At 58.3% G+C, this 19,962-nt stretch carries 18 protein-coding genes; 11 read left to right on the forward strand and 7 right to left on the reverse strand.

The features are described from left to right. Positions 1-64 precede the first annotated feature (64 nt). The 3 genes from ACK3CV_RS17995 to ACK3CV_RS18005 all read left to right on the forward strand — a co-directional run bounded on the left by ACK3CV_RS17995 (position 65) and on the right by ACK3CV_RS18005 (position 3,831). A complete protein-coding gene (locus tag ACK3CV_RS17995; RefSeq protein ID WP_164141639.1) occupies positions 65-1,309 on the forward strand; it encodes a DUF1479 domain-containing protein in 1,245 nt (414 codons plus the stop codon). A 99-nt stretch (positions 1,310-1,408) separates the two neighbouring features. Continuing rightward, positions 1,409-3,100, forward strand: coding sequence for a sensor histidine kinase (locus ACK3CV_RS18000; RefSeq protein WP_033635418.1), 1,692 nt, complete (start codon positions 1,409-1,411; stop codon positions 3,098-3,100). Beyond that, positions 3,097-3,831 carry a LytR/AlgR family response regulator transcription factor gene (locus ACK3CV_RS18005; protein ID WP_049195602.1) on the forward strand — a complete coding sequence of 245 codons (735 nt, stop codon included), beginning with the start codon at positions 3,097-3,099 and terminating at the stop codon, positions 3,829-3,831. The genes ACK3CV_RS18000 and ACK3CV_RS18005 overlap by 4 nt, the downstream gene beginning before the upstream one ends. Before the next feature lie 4 nt (positions 3,832-3,835). Here ACK3CV_RS18005 and ACK3CV_RS18010 read toward each other — a convergent pair whose 3' ends face one another. Continuing rightward, positions 3,836-4,168 carry a DUF2502 domain-containing protein gene (locus ACK3CV_RS18010; RefSeq protein WP_025303752.1) on the reverse strand — a complete coding sequence of 111 codons (333 nt, stop codon included), beginning with the start codon at positions 4,166-4,168 and terminating at the stop codon, positions 3,836-3,838. A gap of 397 nt (positions 4,169-4,565) precedes the next feature. On the opposite strand from ACK3CV_RS18010, the gene ACK3CV_RS18015 reads away from it, so the two are divergent. Next, complete coding sequence (locus ACK3CV_RS18015) at positions 4,566-5,795, forward strand: L-lactate MFS transporter (protein ID WP_033653703.1); 1,230 nt, start codon at positions 4,566-4,568, stop codon at positions 5,793-5,795. Between the two features lie 70 nt (positions 5,796-5,865). On the opposite strand, the gene glk is transcribed toward ACK3CV_RS18015, so the two are convergent. Then, complete coding sequence (gene glk / locus ACK3CV_RS18020; protein ID WP_033635421.1) at positions 5,866-6,828, reverse strand: glucokinase; 963 nt, start codon at positions 6,826-6,828, stop codon at positions 5,866-5,868. A gap of 310 nt (positions 6,829-7,138) precedes the next feature. Here glk and ACK3CV_RS18025 point away from each other — a divergent pair, with 310 nt between their 5' ends. Further along, the gene (locus tag ACK3CV_RS18025) at positions 7,139-8,386 is read left to right on the forward strand and encodes an ion channel protein (protein ID WP_033648113.1); all 1,248 of its coding nucleotides are present in this window, start codon (positions 7,139-7,141) and stop codon (positions 8,384-8,386) included. On the opposite strand, the gene ACK3CV_RS18030 is transcribed toward ACK3CV_RS18025, so the two are convergent. Together ACK3CV_RS18030 and ACK3CV_RS18035 are read right to left on the reverse strand one after the other, a co-directional pair. Beyond that, positions 8,383-9,075, reverse strand: a complete 693-nt coding sequence (locus ACK3CV_RS18030) for an aspartate/glutamate racemase family protein (protein ID WP_033635423.1) — start codon at positions 9,073-9,075, stop codon at positions 8,383-8,385. The genes ACK3CV_RS18025 and ACK3CV_RS18030 overlap by 4 nt on opposite strands. Before the next feature lie 67 nt (positions 9,076-9,142). Then, a complete protein-coding gene (locus ACK3CV_RS18035) occupies positions 9,143-9,595 on the reverse strand; it encodes a multidrug/biocide efflux PACE transporter (protein ID WP_033635424.1) in 453 nt (150 codons plus the stop codon). A gap of 99 nt (positions 9,596-9,694) precedes the next feature. Here ACK3CV_RS18035 and ACK3CV_RS18040 point away from each other — a divergent pair, with 99 nt between their 5' ends. After that, complete coding sequence (locus ACK3CV_RS18040) at positions 9,695-10,564, forward strand: LysR family transcriptional regulator (RefSeq protein ID WP_164141637.1); 870 nt, start codon at positions 9,695-9,697, stop codon at positions 10,562-10,564. Here the strand turns inward: ACK3CV_RS18040 and ACK3CV_RS18045 are convergent. Beyond that, positions 10,561-12,222, reverse strand: a complete 1,662-nt coding sequence (locus tag ACK3CV_RS18045; RefSeq protein ID WP_164141636.1) for an alpha-keto acid decarboxylase family protein — start codon at positions 12,220-12,222, stop codon at positions 10,561-10,563. The genes ACK3CV_RS18040 and ACK3CV_RS18045 overlap by 4 nt on opposite strands. A 189-nt stretch (positions 12,223-12,411) precedes the next feature. On the opposite strand from ACK3CV_RS18045, the gene mgrA reads away from it, so the two are divergent. Continuing rightward, entirely contained in the window at positions 12,412-13,401 is a 990-nt protein-coding gene (mgrA, locus tag ACK3CV_RS18050) for an L-glyceraldehyde 3-phosphate reductase (RefSeq protein ID WP_164141634.1), read from the forward strand. A 224-nt stretch (positions 13,402-13,625) separates the two neighbouring features. Next, positions 13,626-14,036, forward strand: coding sequence for a DUF2502 domain-containing protein (locus ACK3CV_RS18055; RefSeq protein ID WP_049195598.1), 411 nt, complete (start codon positions 13,626-13,628; stop codon positions 14,034-14,036). Positions 14,037-14,076: 40 nt separating this feature from the next. Here the strand turns inward: ACK3CV_RS18055 and ACK3CV_RS18060 are convergent, their stop codons facing one another. Next, complete coding sequence (locus tag ACK3CV_RS18060; protein ID WP_043147789.1) at positions 14,077-15,312, reverse strand: Nramp family divalent metal transporter; 1,236 nt, start codon at positions 15,310-15,312, stop codon at positions 14,077-14,079. A 377-nt stretch (positions 15,313-15,689) separates the two neighbouring features. Between ACK3CV_RS18060 and ACK3CV_RS18065 the strand changes: the two genes are divergently transcribed. Beyond that, positions 15,690-16,877: a NupC/NupG family nucleoside CNT transporter gene (locus tag ACK3CV_RS18065; protein WP_004936373.1), complete on the forward strand. Its 1,188-nt coding sequence runs from the start codon at positions 15,690-15,692 to the stop codon at positions 16,875-16,877. A 269-nt stretch (positions 16,878-17,146) separates the two neighbouring features. On the opposite strand, the gene ACK3CV_RS18070 is transcribed toward ACK3CV_RS18065, so the two are convergent. Further along, positions 17,147-18,211 (reverse strand): FAD-dependent oxidoreductase, encoded by a 1,065-nt coding sequence (locus tag ACK3CV_RS18070; RefSeq protein WP_033635429.1) that lies wholly within the window; start codon positions 18,209-18,211, stop codon positions 17,147-17,149. A gap of 470 nt (positions 18,212-18,681) precedes the next feature. Here ACK3CV_RS18070 and ACK3CV_RS18075 point away from each other — a divergent pair, with 470 nt between their 5' ends. Together ACK3CV_RS18075 and ACK3CV_RS18080 are read left to right on the forward strand one after the other, a co-directional pair. Further along, a complete protein-coding gene (locus ACK3CV_RS18075) occupies positions 18,682-19,212 on the forward strand; it encodes a fimbrial protein (RefSeq protein WP_049212442.1) in 531 nt (176 codons plus the stop codon). Between the two features lie 65 nt (positions 19,213-19,277). Beyond that, positions 19,278-19,955, forward strand: coding sequence for a fimbrial biogenesis chaperone (locus tag ACK3CV_RS18080; RefSeq protein ID WP_164141632.1), 678 nt, complete (start codon positions 19,278-19,280; stop codon positions 19,953-19,955). Positions 19,956-19,962 lie beyond the last annotated feature (7 nt).

The following is a 19,962-nucleotide window of genomic DNA, read 5'->3' on the forward strand; positions in this document are numbered from 1 at the left end:
AACGTCTTGCCCGATTCCCTACAACCGCTCGCCGCAGTCACTCACGCGGCACGAGGAGAACACCATGGCCTCTTTAGTCATCGACGATATTCCGCAGACGATCGTTAACGTCAAGCGCCAGCTGCGCCAGGCATTGCCGAACTACCGCGACGTATTTCTGGCGCTGGAAGAGAACATCCGCGGCCAGGTCGAACAGATCCGGCTCGAGCTGGCCGCCGGCCACAATCCGGTGCCGCAGATCGACGCGGAAGATATCCTGCAGCAGCGCGTCAGCGAGCAGCAGATAGCGCTGATCAAACAGCGCGGCGCCTGTGCCATTCGCGGCGTGTTTCCCCGCGCCAAGGCCGAGGGCTGGAACCGGGAAATCGGCGACTACCTTGAGCGCAACAACTTCGTCGAGCGGTTGAAAAACGCCGCCGAAGACAACTATTTCGGCAAGCTGGCCGCCAGCAAACCGCAGATCTACGGCATCTATTGGTCGAAACCGCAGGTCGAGGCGCGGCAGGATGCGCGCATGCATGCGGTGCAGGTGTTCCTCAACAGCCTATGGGCCACCGAGAGCAACGGCAAACAGCATTTCGATCCGACCCGCGTCGCCACTTACGCCGATCGCACCCGCCGCCGCCCGCCGAACTCCTCGTCGCTGGGTCTGTCGCCGCACGTCGACAGCGGCACCATCGAGCGCTGGCTGGACGAAAACTTCCGCTATGTGTATCGCCACGTTTTCTCCGGCGACTGGCAGCAGTACGATCCCTTCGCCGCCGACGGCCGCACCGAGGTGCGCGAGATAGCCTCGCCGGCGGTCTGTTCGATGTTCCGCACCTTCCAGGGTTGGACGGCGCTGACGCCGCAGCGCACCAATGCCGGCACGCTGAACCTGGTGCCGATCGCCAACGCCATGGCCTATGTGCTGCTGCGCGCGCTGCAGGACGACGTCGCCGATGACGATCTGTGCGATGCGGCGCCGGGCCGCGCGCTGTCGATCTCGGAAAAATGGCATCCCCTTTTATTAAGTGGGATTTCCCCTATTCCCGATCTGGAGCCGGGCGACACGGTCTTTTGGCACTGCGACGTGATCCACGCGGTGGAGAACGAGCATAACGGCGAGTTCGACAGCAACGTGATGTACATCGCCGCCGCGCCGGGCTGCGCGAAAAACGACGCCTATCTGCAGCGCCAGCTGCCGAGCTTTATCGACGGCAGAACGCCGCCGGACTTCGCCCCCGACGACTTCGAGGTGGATTTCGACGGCCGCGCCACCACCGACCTGCTGACGCCGCTGGGCAAAGCGCAGCTCGGCATGGGCTGATCCCCCGCCCGTGGCGCGCGCCACGGGCCCCTTTCGCTGTGGTATACTGCCGCCATCCGTAGGCCGCAGCGAGAACCCGTCGTGCACCCTTTTTTTGAAATGCTGTTGGCGGTGTTTGATCGCGCCGCGCTGATGTTGATCTGTCTGTTTTTCCTGACCCGCACCCGGCTGTTCCGCCAACTGCTGCAAAAAGAAGACCATACGCCGCTCGAGCTCGGCATCGTCACGGCGATCTTCTCGCTGTTCGCGCTGTTCAGCACCTACTCCGGCATCAACGTCGAAGGATCGCTGGTCAACGTGCGCGTCATCGCCATCATGGCCGGTGGCATCCTGTTCGGCCCCTGGGTGGGCATCGTCACCGGCATCGTCGCCGGGGTGCACCGCTATCTGATCGACATCGGCGGCATCACCTCGGTGCCTTGTCTTATCACCAGCATCATCGCCGGCATCAGCGCCGGCTACATCAACCTCAAGGTGAAAAAAGAGCAGCGCTGGCGCGCCGGCATCGTCGGCGGCATGCTGTGCGAATCCCTCACCATGCTGCTGATCGTGCTGTGGGCCAAGCCGACCGAGCTTGGGTTGGACATCGTGTCGCAGATTGCCCTGCCGATGATCCTCGGCACGGTGTGCATCGGCCTGATCGTGCTGCTGGTGCAGAGCGTCGAGGATGAAAAAGAGGTGATCGCCGCGCGCCAGGCCAAGCTGGCGCTGGATATCGCCCACAAGACGCTGCCCTATTTTCGCAACATCAACAGCGAATCGCTGGCCACCATCTGCGATATCATCCGCCAGGACATCCGCGCCGACGCGGTGGCGATCACCGATACCCATCAGGTGCTGGCCTACGTCGGCGTAGGGCGCGAAGCCTACCCGATCGGCCGCGAAGGGCTGAGCCGCGTCACCCGCGAAAGCATTCGCCACGGCAAAATCATCATCAAGAACAACCTGGAAAACCCGGCCGCGCCGCAGATCCATTCGCAGCTGGTGGTGCCGCTGTGGGAAAAAGGCGAAGTGACCGGCGCGCTGAAAATTTACTACTGCCACGCCCACCAGATCACCAACACGCTGAAGGTAATGGCGGTCGGGCTGTCGCAGATCATCTCCACGCAGATCGAGGTTTCCCGCATCGAGCATCTGCGCCAGATGGCGGACAAAGCCGAAATGCGCGCGCTGCAGAGCAAGATCAACCCGCACTTCCTGTTCAACGCGCTGAACGCCATCTCTTCCTCTATCCGCCTGAATCCGGACACCGCGCGCCAGCTGATCATCAATCTGTCGCGCTACCTGCGCTACAACCTGGAGCTGAACGACGAACTGATCGATATCCGCAAGGAGCTGCATCAGATTCAGGACTATATCGCCATCGAACAGGCGCGCTTCGGCGCCAAGCTGACGGTGATTTACGACATCGACGACGACGTCTCGGTGCGCATTCCCAGCCTGCTGATCCAGCCGCTGGTGGAAAACGCCATCGTACACGGCATCCAGCCCTGCAAGGGTAAAGGGGTGGTGGTGATCGCGGTGAAAGATCAGGGCGACCGGGTGAAGATTTCGGTGAAGGATACCGGCCACGGCATCAATCAGGAAACCATCGACCGGGTGGCGCGCAACGAGATGCCGGGCCACAATATCGGCCTGCTCAACGTGCACCACCGCGTGTCGCTGCTGTACGGTGAAGGGCTGCATATCCGCCGCCTGGAGCCAGGCACCGAAATCGCGTTCTACATCAGCAAAAACGGCGGCAAGCTGCATCAGGAACCGAGCGCGCCGCCGGTCGGGGAGGCCTCATGAAAGCCATCATCGTGGAAGACGAATTCCTCGCGCAGGAAGAACTCAGCTACCTGATCAAAAAACACAGCAATATCGATATCGTCGCCAGCTTCGAGGACGGCCTCGACGTCCTGAAATACCTGCAAACCCACCAGGTCGACGCCATTTTCCTCGACATCAACATCCCGTCGCTGGACGGCGTGCTGCTGGCGCAAAACATCAGCAAGTTCGCGCATCGCCCGTCGATCGTGTTCATCACCGCCTATAAGGAGCACGCGGTGGAAGCGTTCGAGATCGAGGCGTTCGACTACATCCTCAAGCCCTATCACGAGGCGCGCATCGTCACCATGCTGCAAAAGCTGGAGGCGCTGCATCAGCGCCCCGCCGGTGGGGCAGAACCGACCAGCGCGCCGAGCCGCGGCAGCCACAGCATCAACCTGGTCAAAGACGAGCGGATCATCGTTACCGACATCAACGACATCTACTACGCCGCCGCCGATGAAAAGGTGACGCGGGTCTATACCCGCCGGGAAGAGTTCGTGATGCCGATGAACATCACCGAATTTTACGGCCGGCTGCCGGAAGCGCATTTCTTCCGTTGCCACCGCTCTTACTGCGTTAACCTGGCGAAGATCCGCGAGATCGTGCCCTGGTTCAACAATACCTACATTCTGCGGCTGAGCGATCTTGAGTTTGAAGTGCCGGTCAGCCGCAGCAAGGTGAAAGAGTTTCGCCAGCTGATGCGCCTGTAAGCGCTTACCAGCGCGGGCCCGGACGGTAGTAATAGCCGGGCGGCGGCGGCGGCGGCATGCGGTAATGCGGCCGATCTCGCCAGTCGCGCCGCGGCGGCCCGTAGTAAATCACCCGTGGCGGCGGGCCGTAATAGTACCCGCGCGGGCGTTCATACCGGTGGTGATCGGCCCACCAGCGCGGATCGCGCCAGCGATAGCCGTCCCAGTAGTGGCCGCGATTATCGCGATCGCCGATATGCAGCGACAGGCCCGGCACGTTCACGCCGATGGACACGTCGGCCTGGCTCGCCAACGGCAGCGCCAGCAGCGCGGCCAGTAACAACAGCGTTTTTTTCATTTCATAGACTCCTGCAGAGCGGATCTCGTCCGATCGCAGATAACATAGTCCCGCGCTCATCGCCGCTCTATAGGCGCAATGCCGATTTACGCCTTTCAGACGCATCCTTCACAATCTCACCACAATCGTTCACCGGCAGTTAACAATAAATCGTTGATATCTTTGATGTAGATCACGTGCCACCCCCGGCATTTCACGCGCTTTTCGGCGCTAAAACGGCAACTCACGCCGCATAACATGCATTTCATTCCTTCCGCCGTGCAACTCATTCCCGATCCGCCGCCCGCCGGGGGGGCCGGCCATATAATAAACCCATACCGCGGGAACGCTGATTCACCCCGCAAATTTCAGCCAGCGGCTCACGCCCGGCAACGCACACACAGGAAGGAGACCGGCCATGAACACCAAACCGGCAAATCGCAGCTTAATCGTTCTCGGCACCATCATCTGTCAGATGGGCCTGGGCACCATCTACACCTGGAGCCTGTTCAACCAGCCGCTGGTCGACAAGTTCCACTGGGGGCTGGCGGACGTCGCCACCACCTTCTCCATCACCAGCTTCTTCCTGGCCTTCGCCACGCTGTTCGCCGGCAAGCTGCAAGAACGCTTCGGCATCCGCAATTTGACGCTCTGTTCCGGCATTCTGGTCGGCCTGGGCCTGATCGCCAGCGCCCACGTCAGCTCGCTCGACATGATCTACCTGCTGGCCGGCGTGGTGGTGGGCTTTGCGGTCGGTATCGCCTACATCTCCACCCTGTCCAACCTGATTAAGTGGTTCCCGGCCAACAAAGGCCTGATTTCCGGCATCTCCGTCGGCGCCTTCGGCAGCGGCAGCCTGCTGTTCAAATACGTCAACGCCGCCCTGATCGCCGACGTCGGCGTTTCCGGTGCCTTCTTCTACTGGGGCGCCATCGTGATGGGCCTGATCGTCGTCGGTTCCCTGCTGCTGAAAGAGCCGGTGCTGGCGACCAACGCCGCGCAGCAAGGCGCCAACGGTCTGGGCAACGACTTCAGCGTGCGCCAGATGCTGGCCACCAAAGAAGCCTACCTGCTGTTCACCATCTTCTTCGCGGCCTGCATGAGCGGTCTGTACCTGATTGGCATCGTGAAAGACATGGGCGTTCAACTGGCCGGGATGGATTTGGCCACCGCCGCCAACACCGTGTCCGCCGTCGCTATCTTCAACACCGCCGGCCGCATCATCCTGGGTACGCTGTCCGATAAAGTAGGCCGCATGCGCGTCATCAGCTTCACCATGTTGGTTACCGTGCTGGCGATTGTCGCGCTGAGCTTCATGACCCTGAACCACACGCTGTTCTTTATCTGCGTCGGCGCGGTGGCCTTCTGCTTCGGCGGCAACATCACCGTGTTCCCGGCGATTGTCGGCGACTTCTTCGGCCTGAAAAACCACAGCAAAAACTACGGCATCATCTACCAGGGCTTCGGCCTGGGCGCGCTGGCCGGTTCGTTCGTCGCCAAATACTTCGGCGGCTTCCACGCCACCTTCATGGTGATTGGCGTTCTGTCCGCCGCCTCCCTGCTGATTACGCTGTTCATCAAAGCGCCGAAAGCGGTGGAAGCGGAAACGGCAGAAACCGCCCAGACGGCGGAGCTGGCCAAAGCCTGATCCCCCGCAAAAACGACAAGGGGCACAACCTGTGGGTTGCGCCCCTTTTTTTATTACTTCATCTCTGGGCTTACAGATGCATGCCCAGCGTCTGGCGCAGATGCGCGCCGGCACCCAGCAGGCCCGGCTGGCCATGCGTTATCATGAACACCGGGATGTCGCGCACATAGTCGCGGAAGCGCCCCTTGTCTTCGAAGGCGGCGCGGAAGCCCGAGGCCTTGAAGAATTCCATAAAGCGCGGCACGATGCCGCCGGCGATGTACACGCCACCGAAGGTGCCCAGATTCAGCGCCAGGTTGCCGCCGAAGCGCCCCATGATCACGCAAAACAGCGACAGCGCGCGGCGGCAATCAATGCAGCTGTCGGCCAGCGCCCGCTCGGTGATGTCCTTCGGTTCCCATTTCTCCGGCAGGCGGTTGTCCGCCTTGACGATGGCGCGATACAGGTTGACCAGGCCCGGCCCGGACAGCACGCGTTCGGCGGAAACGTGCCCCACTTCCGCGCGCAGCACCTCCAGAATGATGTCTTCTTCTTCGCTGTTCGGCGCGAAATCGACATGGCCGCCCTCGCCCGGCAGGCTGACCCAGCGGCGATCGACGTGCACCAGGTGGGCAACGCCCAGCCCGGTGCCGGCGCCATACACCGCGATCGGTTTGCCCGGCTGCGCATCGCCGCCGCCAAACTGCAGCACGTCATCCGGCGAAAGCATCGGGATCGCCATCGAGACGGCGGTGAAATCGTTGATCACTTCCAGGTGGCTCAGCCCCAGGCTGGCCTTCATCGCTTGGATCGAGAACGCCCAGCTGTGGTTGGTCATCGCCACCCAGTCTTCGGTCACCGGGCAGGCGATCGCGATACAGGCGTCCTGCACCTCGATATCGCACGCTTTCAGGTAGTGACGGATCACCGCCTCCAGGCTGTCGAACTCCAGGCCGGAATAGGTTTTCGCCTGGGTAATTTCACCCGTCGCAACAGTGCACAACGCCAGGCGGGCATTGGTGCCGCCAACATCACCCACGAGGGCATAGGTCATTGATTTCGTCTCCGCAAAATGAAAAATAAAAAGCTGCCCACACTGTAAAATCCTGCTGCGAAAACAACAATCACCCGCCCCGGATCTGCACCCCAATAGCGATCCGGATCACAAAAAACGTTTCAGCTTGCCCGCGACGCCGCGCCTTGAAACAAATTGCGGCAAAAAACGCCCCCCGGCGACTGTTAACCGTCATCGCCGCCGGGCAATATCAATGCGTGCCTGCGCGCCGATAGTCTGGCAAGCTGTGGCCACAGCCCAACCACCCGCTCTCCCTGCCCTGTAGGGAGGCATCGACAAGGGATTACCCATGCTGCATCCGCGCGCCAATGCCATGTTGGCCTTTGCTTTGCCTGCGCTGATTATCGGTTCCGCTTCCAGTCTGGTGCTGCTGCTGGTGATGAAAGTCGCCGCCGCGCTGCAGCAATTACTGTGGGTAACGCTGCCCGATGCGCTGAGCCTGGACGCCCAGTCACCCTGGTGGCCGGTCGCGATGCTGACGCTGACCGGCGTGGCGGTGGGCCTTATCGTGCGCTATATGCCGGGCCACGCCGGGCCGGATCCGGCGACGGAATCGCTGATCGGCATGCCGCTGCCGCTCTCCGCCCTGCCGGGGCTGGGGTTGGCGCTGATCGTCGGCCTGGCCGGCGGCGTCAGCCTGGGGCCGGAGAACCCGATCACCGCCATCAATATCGCGCTGGTGGCGGCCGCCGGTGCGCGCCTGCTGCCGAAGGTGCCGCGCATGGACTGGATCATCCTGGCGGCCGCAGGCACCATCGGCGCGATGTTCGGCACGCCGGTCGCCGCCGCGCTGATCTTCTCGCAAACCCTGGCGGGCAATAACGAAACGCCGCTGTGGGATCGCCTGTTCGCCCCGCTGGTGGCCGCCGCCGCCGGCGCGGTCACCACCCAGATGTTCTTCGTGCCCAATTTCGCCCTGCAGCTCGACGCCTACGACGTGACGCGGCTGCCGGACATCTTCAGCGGCGCCATCGTGGCGCTGATCGCCATCGCGCTCGGCATGGTGGCGCTGTGGTGCTTCCCGCACGTTCACCGCCTGTTCCATTCGATGAAGAATCCGGTGTTGATGTTAGGGCTGGGGGGTTTTGTGCTGGGCCTGCTGGCGCTGGTGGGCGGAGAGATTACCCTGTTTAAAGGGCTGGATGAAATGAAGCGCCTCGCGCAAGACGACGGCTATTCGGTGCCGGCGCTGTTGGCCATTACCCTGACCAAGCTGGCGGCGCTGGTGATCGCCGCCGCCAGCGGCTTTCGCGGCGGGCGCATCTTCCCGGCGGTGTTCGTCGGCGTGGCGCTGGGGCTGATGCTGCACCAGCACGTTCCGGCGGTGCCGGCGGCGATCACCGTCTCCTGCGCCATCATGGGGCTGGTGCTGGTGGTGACGCGCGACGGCTGGCTCAGCCTGTTCATGGCGGTGGCGGTGGTGCCGGATCTGCACCTGCTGCCGGTCTTGTGCATCGTGATGCTGCCCGCCTGGCTGGCGCTGGCGGGCAAACCGCTGATGCTGGTGAACCGCCGGCAACCGCCGCACGACGATTAGGCCAGCGCGAACGCCGCGGCGGCGCGGGCGTGGATCGCGGTGGTGTCGAACACCGGCACCGAGGCATCCTGCTCGCTCACCAACAACCCTATCTCGGTGCACCCGAAAATAATCCCCTGCGCGCCCTGCTGCTCCAGATCGCTGATGATCCGGCGATACTCGTCGCGCGAGGCGTCGCGAATTTTACCGAGGCACAGTTCCTCATAGATGATGCGGTGTACGATGTCGCGATCGGCGCTGACCGGCGTCACCACCTCAATGCCGTGCAATTCCTGCAGGCGGCCACGGTAGAAGGTCTGCTCCATGGTAAAGCGCGTGCCCAGCAGCCCGACGCGGCGAATGTTTTTTTCCCGCACCTGCAGCGCCGTGGCGTCGGCGATGTGGATCAGCGGCAGGCCGCTGGCCTGCTCGACCGCCTCCGCCACCTTGTGCATGGTGTTGGTGCAGATCACGATGGCTTCGGCGCCGGCGGCGCGCAACGCCACCGCGGCGGCGGCCAGCAATCGGCCGGCGCCGTCCCAATCGCCCTGGTGCTGCAATCGCTCGATCTCCTGAAAATCGACGCTGTAGAGCACGATTTTGGCCGAATGCAGCCCGCCGAGGCGCGCCTTTACCTGCTCGTTGATGGTGCGGTAATACGGAATGGTGGATTCCCAGCTCATGCCACCCAGCAAGCCCAACACTTTCATTTTTCTTTCCTCAGCCTGTTGCGACAATCCTCTGACCTTACCTGAGAATCGCCGGGCTGACGACGCCTTATTCAGCGCCGGAATTGATCGGCTGGCGCGCTTCGAACCAGCGCTGGCGCAGCGTGTCGTACAGCCAGTTATAGGCCATGGTGTACGGCAGGAAGAACAGGAAGAAACCGATCTCCAGCATAAAGGCCTGCAATACGGAAATATTCAGCATCCAGGCGGCGATCGGCACGCCGATCAGGATAAAACCGGCTTCAAAGCCGACGGCGTGCAGCACACGCACCTTCAGGTTGCGGACGACCCGGCTGACCGGCCACAGACGGTCGAACACCGTGTTGTAAACCATATTCCAGACCATGGCGATGGTCGCCAAGGCCACCGCCAATGCGCCGATTTGCACCATCGAACGATTAAGCAGCCATGCCCCCAGCGGAGAAACGATCATCACGGCAATCACCTCGAAACCGACGGCGTGGACGATACGTTCAATGAGAGACTTGTTTTGCAGTTGCATACATCACCTTTTTTCCGACAGTTGTTGCGAAAGTCAGGTGATTATCATCGCTTTTTTGGGTAGATTAAAAATAGATACCATCGATAAAGTAGATAGTTTATGCACTATTCCCCGGAAGCGCTGCACGCGTTTGTCGAAGCCGCCGCCCTCGGCTCGTTTTCCGCCGCCGCGCGCAAGCTGCGCAAAAGCCAATCCACCATCAGCACCGCCATCGGCAATCTGGAGGCCGACCTGGCATTGACGCTGTTCGATCGCAGCGCGCGCCAGCCGGTGCTCACCGCCGCCGGCCGCAAAGTGCTGGGGCATGTGCAGGCGATCCTCGCCGCCAGCGAGCGGCTCGACGCCCTGAGCATTCAACTGGCGGGCGAGGTCGAACCGCGCCTGAGCATGGTGTTCTCCGATACCTATCAACCCAAGCATCACGATCAATTGATGCAACAATTCGAACTGCGTTACCCGGAGATTGAGCTGGAGTGGATGATCGCCGAAGATGGCGACGTTATCGATTTGCTGCAAAGCGGCCGCGCGCATTTGGGCATGGTGGAAGTGCAAAAAAGCTACCCGCCGGATATCGCCTTCTCTCGTTTGCCGGAACAAACCGACATGGGGCTGTTCGTCGCCCACCAGCATCCGCTGGCGCAGGCCGCCGCGCCGACGCCGGAGCAGTTGTCCAGCACCCGACAGCTGATCCTGAACACCTACACTGGCGCCGAAGCGGCCAGACAAGGCGGCCTGGTTTGGTCGGCGCCTAGCTATCTGCTGCTGCTGGAGATGGCGGAACAGGGGTTCGGCTGGGCGGTATTGCCGCACTGGCTGGTGCAACAATACGGCCACAATATGCTGACCGAGCTGCGGCCGCGCGGCTGGCCGAAAATGATCTCGGTGGATGCGGTATGGTCAAAACTGACCCCGCCGGGCCCGGCGGGGTTCTGGATGCTGAAGCGCCTGCTGGGCGATTCCCTGCCTTAAGCGGCGGCGTTGCGCGCCTGGATGGCGCGCGAAACGGTGTCGAGCAGCTCGGGAATGTCCATCTTCGGCAGCATCACTTCAATGAAGGCCAGCCGATCGCCATCGGCTACCTCGCGCAGCACCTGGCGCAAGCCGTCCGAATCGCTGACCCGCAGCGCCTTCACCGGCCGCTCGCCGGCCAGCGCAGGCGGCAGCTGCGTCCAGTTCCAGCGCGCGATGTCGTTATAACGTTGCTCCGGCCCGTGGATGGCTCGCTCGACGGTATATCCCTGATTGTTCAGCACGAAGATCACCGGTTTAAGTCCGTCACGCAGCATCGAACCCAGCTCCTGCACGGTCAGTTGCGCGGCGCCGTCGCCAATCAGCAGCACTGCCCGGCGCTGCGGTTCGGCGGTCTGCACGCCGAACGTCGCCGGCAGGGTATAGCCGATCGAGCCCCAGAGCGACTGCACGATCAACCGGCAGCCGCGCGGCAACGTCAGCGCCGCCGCACCGAAACAGGCGGTGCCCTGATCGGCCAGCACGATATCCCCGGGCCGCAGGAAATCCTGCATCTGCCGCCAGAAGGCGTGCTGATCCAGCCCTTCCCCATCGCCTTCCGGCAGCGCCGGGCGGACGATCGGCGGCAACGGCCAACGCGACGCCAGCGACAGGCTCAGGCGATGCAGCGCCCGCACCGCGTCGCGCATCGGAATGCGGCTAAAGCGCTGCCGCCCGACCCAGGCTTCGAACGGCTGAATGTCGATGCATTTTTCCACCGGCAAATGATGCGTGAAACCGGCGGTAATGGTGTCGGTCAAACGCACGCCGACGTTGATCACCACATCGGCGTTTTCGATAAGCTGTTTCACCACCGGATCGCTGGCACCGCCGCAGTAGGTACCGACAAAACCGGCGCGGTTCTCATCCAGCACGCCTTTGCCGAGCAGCAGCGTAGCGTGCGGAATGTTGACCTCCTGCAGCCACTCGTCCAGCGCCGCTTCGGCACCGAAGCGATCGGCCAGGAAGTCCGCCAGCAGCGATACCCGCCGCGCCGACAGCAGCTTTTCGCGCGCCGCGGCGATAAACGCCTGCAATGCGCTGCGCGACAGTTTGGCCTGGCGCAGCATCAGCGGCGCCGGTTTGGCCGGCAGCGGCGCCTGCGCGACGTCGCTGGGCAACATCAGGTAAACCGGGCGATGCTCCAGCAAGGCGGCGCAAATCAGGCGGTCGATCTCCTCTGCGGCGTTGTCGGCGGTCAGGTCGGCCTGCGCGACGGTCACCTCTTTGGCTATGCGGGCGAAGTGGGTGAAGTCGCCATCCCCCAGCGAATGGTGCAGCAAATCACCGGCGCGCTGAGCGCGCTGCGCCGGCGTGCCGACCACGTGGATCACCGGCAGGTATTCGGCGTAGCTGCCGGCCACCCCGTTCAACGCACTCAGCTCGCCGACGCCAAAGGTGGTGAGCAGCGCGGCCGCCGGTTTGCAGCGCGCATAGCCGTCGGCGGCGTAGGCGGCGTTCAGTTCGTTGGCGCAGCCTACCCAGGTGATTTGCGGATGGGCGAGGACGTGATCGAGGAATTGCAGGTTGTAATCCCCCGGCACGCCGAAGAAATGACGGATGCCGATTTGGGCCAGACGATCGAGCAGATAATCGGCCACCGTATAGGTCTGAGTCATGATCATCACCTGTCTGCAGCTGGAGCGATTACCTTTAAGTATCGAAGATGCTGTTCAAATTTCGAACAAGGATTCCTGCATCGATCGGCAACCTGGCGTTACATGCCGGCGCTGTGATCGCTCCCCCGGCAACGCGGTGTGAAAGCGTATACACTCAAAGCACTTCACCTCTCGCCGACAAGGATAACTATGTCCTACCCCGCCTCCCCCTCACGTTATCAAGACATGGAATACCGGCGCTGCGGCCGCAGCGGGCTGAAGCTGCCCGCCGTCTCGCTCGGACTGTGGCACAATTTCGGCGACACCACGCTGTACGACAACGCCCGCGGCCTGATCCGCTGCGCCTTCGATCGCGGCATTACTCATTTCGATCTGGCCAATAACTACGGCCCGCCGCCCGGCGCCGCCGAGGAGAACTTTGGCCGCATACTCAACGCCGATCTGCGGGCCTGGCGCGATGAGCTGATCGTCTCATCCAAAGCCGGTTACACCATGTGGCCCGGCCCCTACGGTGATTGGGGCTCGAAAAAGTACCTGGTCGCCAGCCTCGATCAGAGCCTGAAGCGCATGGGGCTGGACTATGTTGATATCTTTTATCACCACCGGCCGGATCCGGACACGCCGCTGGAAGAAACCATGGCGGCGCTGGATCTGCTGGTGCGCCAGGGCAAAGCGTTGTACGTCGGCCTGTCCAATTACCCGGCCGAACGCGCACGGCAGGCGTTCGACATTCTGCAAGGGCTCGGCACGCCGTGCGTGATCCACCAGCCGAAGTATTCGATGTTGGAACGCGGGCCGGAGACGGCGCTGCTGGATACGCTGGCGGAGCATGGCGTCGGCTCGATCGCCTTCTCGCCGCTGGCGGGCGGCCTGCTGACCGACCGCTACCTGCACGGCGTTCCGCAAGATTCCCGCGCCGCCAGCGGCAGCCGCTTCCTGCAGCCGGAGCAACTGACTGCCGAACGGCTGGACAAGGTGCGCCGCCTCGATGCGCTGGCGCGGCAACGCGGGCAGAAGCTGTCGCAAATGGCGCTGGCCTGGGTGCTGCGGGGCGATCGCGTCACCTCGGTGCTGATCGGCGCCAGCAAGAATGCGCAGATAGAAGACGCGGTGGGCATGCTGGCCAATCGCCACTTCAGTGAAGAAGAACTCGCGCAGATCGAGAAAATCTTATTGTAATCGCTTACAAATTCCGCCGCTCAATCGAGCGGCGATCCCCCAGAAAAATCTCAAATCTTGGCCTTCGTCGCCGTTTTCAGAGTGGCTCTCAGATTCAACCCTATGCGCCGGCGCTATGATGCCGATATTGCAGCAAAAATAACGATAAGGCCGTTTTTTTAAACTGATGAACGCGCTTCATAAAGTGACAAACGGCCAGGCCGCGCAAGCGGAAAGGAGAAGTCATGTTTAAACCTCTGCTCTTGGCCGCCATCTTGGCGGCGACGGTACTGCCCGCCGCACAGCAGGCGCACGCCGAAGGGATCAGCATCGATCTGATGCCGGGCGTTTCACTGCGCATCGGCGATCGGGACAATCGCGGCCGTTACTGGGACGGTTACGACTGGCGCGATCGCGACTGGTGGCAAGGCCATCAGGGGCGCTATCTCGGCGACCGCAGCCGCCGCGGTTACTACTGGGACGGCTATCGCTGGCGCGACCGCGACTACTGGCGCAAACACTATTACTATCATGAAGGACGCTATCGTAAATACGACAGGCATTACGATAAGCATCACTGGAAGAAAGAGAAAAAGCACCACCACGATCATGACCGCGATCGCTGGCGCCGCCACGGCGATGACGACCGCGATTAACGACGACGGGCCGGCACCATGCCGGCCCGCGTTTTTTTGCCTACAGCACGCTGCCGATCAGCAGGTAGCCGTTCAATCCCACCACCACCAGCACGATCAGCTTGCCCAGGTTTTGCACCACAGGGCCGTTGACCATCTCCCCCATCAGCGCCCGATTGCCGGTGAAAGCCAGCAGCGGCACCAGCGCCAGCGCGATGCCGAAGCTGAGCAGCACCTGGCTCAGCACCAGAATGCGCGTGGCGTCCATCCCCAGCATGATGACGATAAACGACGGCAGCATGGTCACCGCGCGCCGCAGCCACAGCGGAATATGGAAATGCACGAACCCCTGCATCACCACCTGCCCCGCCAGCGTGCCCACCACGGTAGAGGAGAGGCCGGCGGCCACCAGGCTCAGGCCGAACACGGTGGCGGCGGCTTGCCCGAGCAGCGGTTGCAGCGTCAGGTAGGCCACGTCGAGATCGGCGATGCCGCTGTGGCCGCTGAAATGAAACGCGGCGGCGGCGGTAGCCATCATCGCCAGGTTAACAAAACCGGCAATGGTCATGGCCACGGCGACGTCGACTTTGGTGGCGGCATAGCGCTCCGCCTTGTCGTGCTCGCCGCCGATTTGGGTAAGCGACGAATGCAGGTAGATCACGTGCGGCATGATGGTGGCGCCCAATACCCCGGCGGCCAGAAATACCGCATCGCCGTTGGGCAGATCGGGCAGCGCCATGCCCTTCAGCAGCGGCGCGAGCTGCGGCTGGGAGAATGCCAGCTCGACGATGTAAGCGGCGGCGACGAACAGCAGCAGGCCGCCAATCACCCGTTCCAGCGGCTTTTGCCCGCGCTTTTGCAGCATCAGAATTAAAAAGGTGGCGATGCCGGTCAGCACGGCGCCCTGCAGCAGGGAAACGCCGAGCAGCAGCTTGAAGCCGATCGCCGCGCCGATAAACTCGGCCAGATCGGTCGCCATGGCGATGATCTCCGCCTGCACCCAATAGGCCCACACCGCCGGGCGCGGAAAGCGATCGCGAATGTGCTCGGCCAGATTTTTCCCGGTGGCGATGCCCAGCTTGGCGGACAACAGCTGGATTAGCATCGCCATCACGTTGGCCCAAACCACCACCCACAGCAGGCTGTAGCCGAACGAGGCGCCGGCCTGGATGTTGGTGGCGAAGTTACCGGGATCGATATAGCCGATAGCGGCGATGAAGGCAGGCCCCATCAGCGAGAGTTTGATTTTTCTGGCGGAGCGACCGGAGGTGGTTTCAACCACGCGACTGTTCAGCATATGTTGAACCCTTACTGAAATTACGTTTATCTCCACTCTATATAAATGATAATAATTATCAAGCGCATTTAGAGCGGTAAAACTTATCTCTGTAATAGCCAACATTAACGGTTTTATCGAAGGGTTCAGCGCGGAGCTTGCCGATTTCCGTGCTTTTCTGATGGGATTTTGGCTGCAATACCCCTGAAAGACAGGTTAGCACAAGAATACGAATTTCCTATTGCTGCTTTAACGTCTTGATTTTTTATGCTTTTGCGCAACACTTTAGGAGAACTCCCGCTATGATTTTCCATATTTGCAATAGAAGTCTCGTTTTTAAACGTAGCGTTACATAAAATGACAGCCGAAATTCAGCCTGCCTCAAATTTGGAGCAAACATGTCCCATATTGCGCACTTTGCGTTGGCGATAGTGGTGGTGGCGATCCTGGCCCTGTTGGTGTGCCGCGATCGTAAAAGCATCCGCATTCGCTATGTTATTCAATTACTGGTTATCGAAGTACTGCTGGCCTACTTTTTCCTGCATTCGGAAGCGGGTTTGGGCTTCGTAAAAGGATTCGCCGCGCTTTTTGACAAACTGCTCGGGTTTGCGGGACAAGGGACTGATTTCGTGTTCGGCGGCATGGGCGACAAAGGCCTGGCGTTCTTCTTCCTGAAGGTGCTGTGCCCGATCGTCTTCATTTCGGCGCTGATCGGTATTCTGCAGTACATCAAGGTGCTGCCGTTCATCATCCGCATTATCGGTACCGTGCTGTCGAAAGTGAACGGCATGGGCAAGCTGGAGTCGTTCAACGCCGTCAGCTCGCTGATCCTCGGCCAATCCGAAAACTTCATCGCCTATAAGGATATCCTGGGCAAGATGTCGGAAAAGCGCATGTACACCATGGCGGCGACCGCGATGTCTACGGTGTCCATGTCCATCGTCGGCGCCTACATGACCATGCTGGACGCCAAGTTCGTGGTGGCGGCGCTGGTATTGAACATGTTCAGCACCTTTATCGTGCTGTCGCTGGTCAACCCGTACGACACCAATAAAGAAGAAGAGCTGCACCTCGGCAACCTGCACGAAGGCCAGAGCTTCTTCGAAATGCTGGGTGAATATATCCTGGCCGGCTTCAAAGTAGCGATTATCGTTGCCGCGATGCTGATCGGCTTCATCGCCCTGATCGCCGCGCTCAACGGAGTGTTCAGCGCCATCTTCGGCCTGAGCTTCCAGGAAATCCTCGGCTACTTCTTCTATCCGTTCGCCTGGATCATGGGCATTCCTAAGCATGAAGCCCTGCAGGTTGGCAGCATCATGGCCACCAAGCTGGTTTCCAACGAGTTCGTGGCAATGATGGAGCTGCAGAAAGTGTCTGCCGAACTGTCGCCGCGCAGCCTGGGGATCCTGTCGGTGTTCCTGGTGTCCTTCGCCAACTTCTCCTCCATCGGCATCGTGGCCGGTGCGATCAAGGGCCTGAACGAACATCAGGGCAACGTGGTGTCGCGCTTTGGCCTGAAGCTGGTGTACGGCTCTACGCTGGTCAGCATCCTGTCCGCTTCGATCGCAGGCCTGGTGCTGGGCTAAGTTCAGCGTTGCCACAAACATACAAAGGCGCCTGCGGGCGCCTTTTTTATGCCTGTATCCTGGCCGTCTGCACTGGCGCATGCTGACAGAAAATAAGCATTCGCCGCTCGGTTAAACTTCCCCCAATAATAATGCTTCTGCATAAAATGGAATGGCTGTGACAACAATCTGCGTAGTCAGAACAGGTCGATTTTTGTCCTTATAACAGAACGCCTTTGACACGCCATAGGGCGCGGCATTTAACTGCGCAAGCGCCATGGAACAAACAATCAGTTAATAATCAGCGTTAACAGCGTTGTGATCTCCTCCGCAACAGCAGGTGAGGCATTGTAGTAGGAGTCCACACTTTCAACGACGACTATCTTTTTATTGTCATCACTGACTGTCCAACATGGAATCACCGACTTGGTATCTTCCGAAGAAACGCCATATGAGCCAATTGAAAATATCGAACTGGACATTACGTCGATTTTACTTCTTGATAAATAAGCATCAATGTTTAAATTCCGCACCAATACCTCTGCCGATTGGGGGAAGTGAACATCCATGCCAACCCTGATAACACGTCCATCGACAGAGGGTACGAGCGATATATTAAACTCATTTTCAGAAATCCATATGGGCTGTGTTAAATGGCCGATGGCGTCTGAAAGATAAAAGTCTTTAAAAATCGTTTTAGCCTCGACATCTACGGCCTCGAATGAAGTCATCTCATTGATTTTAAAATCATTTGTAAACTTAACCACGATATCATACAGATGTTTCTTTTCGTCAACAAAAATCACACCGCCTTCAATACTACCTAATCCACCAATATTTTTATTTCTGAAAACATTCACACTCGTGAAAAACGCCAATTCATCACTAAAATATGAAAATATTTCAGCAACGTTAAGTAAAATAGAATCATAACTCACGAAGACAAATTTATTCTTACAATCAAGGAAAGGTGGCAATACAATTGATTCATCATCACCACAATTTTTCACTTCATAGGGTAAATTATACAGCTCATACAATTTTATCAGTTGGTTGAGTTCCGCACGCTCAACCACGCGTACCATTCTTTCTTTTCGGCCAAACTCACCGCTAGAGGCCAGAATAAATTTTTCCCATATCCATTGAGACTGGGCCGCAAATCGACTCAGGCGCAGATTATCTTCATGAACGCTTCGCCATAGACAATGGCTACCCAAAGAGGTCTTGAACTCATCGTAATCCATCTCATCGAGAAAAAAATCAACGGAGATCCCTTTCCTCGCACAGGCCAAGGCCGTCATCACCGCCGTTACCCCGCCACCACCAACAATTGCGATATTTTTATTTTTTTTCATGGATAACCTCATCCAACGATGGTGAAACAATGACAACAGTTTCATCAAGAAAACAATATCAATGTCAACACATACCCATCACCAACATTAATTAGCACATTAACAATCACAAGATTAATCAGAGGATCAAACTATTAGGATTGCTTAAATTCAGGATACACACTCAAACAAATAGCATAAAAAACTACAAATATAGAATTTAACTCTGAAAATAGCACTTTTTATGATCTTTACCACTGAATAACTTTTTTCCATATAGACTAAATTTCGTTAACAAATAGCGGCCGGAGAAAAATCATCTGACAGCATTAAAAACCAGTAAAAGTGATAATTGCAGTTTTCAAATTCAAACTAACACACACTTTTAAGCATCAATCACCTGAAAAAGGGAGTTTTATCGCGTATTCAAGAACCATAGGGATTGATTTAAAAAACTATGATTTACATACAGTTATAAAAGGATAGAGAATATGAAATTACGCATCCAGAGAACTATGCTGCTAGCAGGAGCCTCGCTAGTCATATCATCTACATCATACGCCGCAGACGGTACTATAAACTTTACCGGCACGGTGACCGACCAAACCTGCACGGTTGAGGCGGGCAGTGCCAACCAGACAATCCCAATGGGCAATGTCAGCGCCAAAGCGTTTAGAAGCATTGGCGATACAGCGCTACCGACAAAATTCAATATCGCCTTAGTCAGTTGTCCGGACACGGTCAAAAAAGCGTCTATCAAGTTCGATGGTATTTACGCAGATGGCAACACAACTCTGTTGTCGCTCAATAAAGAGACTAACGCCGCTACAGGCATCGGCGTTGCGCTCTATGAGGCCGATGGCACAACGCAAATACCAGTGGCGTCATTCTCTAATGCGCAAAGCGTGCAAAAAGACATCAGGAACGTCTTTACTTATGTCGCAAAATATATGTCTACATCCGGCACGGTTACCGTCGGCCCGGCAAATGCCACGACACAATTCAGCATCTCATATAATTAATAAAGCCCTCTTATCTGGCCGGTAACAACGCCGGCCAGATAATTAAAATAGCCACGGGAATAACGATGATTAAAAAAAGAATTTTTTACTTTCTGCTATTATTTTCTTTTAATACTGTCGCCAGCGTAACCTTGGGAGGAACGCGAGTCATTTATGAGGAAAATAAAAAAGAATCGAATATTTCAGTAAGCAATCAAGACAGCAATTCACCGGTACTCATCCAAACCTGGGCAGAAAATTTTCGGGCCGAGGATAGCAGTGAAGTCCCATTCATTGTTACCCCGCCATTGTTCAGGCTGGAGCCGGAGCAGGATAATATTATTAGAATCATCCATTCTGGCGGCGTTTTGCCACAGCATGAAGAAAAAGTATATTGGCTTAGCGTAAGATCGATACCTTCAACCAAAAGAACCAAGGAAAACAAACTCCTTATCACAGTACAAAACAGAATAAAAATAATCTACCGGCCCAGCGCCCTGTCAAAAAAAGAGGCAAGTGACGCATACAAAAAAATCAAATTCTCACGAGAAAAAAACATGTTGACTGTGAGTAATCCAACGCCGTTTTATGTCTCATTTTATTCTCTCGTTGTTGGCGAAAAAGAGCTTAAGGAAGCCGACATGGTCGCACCAAAAAGTAAAAAACAATGGGCCATACCAAGCGGAATACGCAGCTCTGAAATAAAATGGCAAGCCATTAACGACTATGGAGGCGTAACCCAGGAAATAAAAGCATCGTTATAACAACATG

It is taken from the genome of Serratia sp. TSO36, assembly GCF_057808395.1.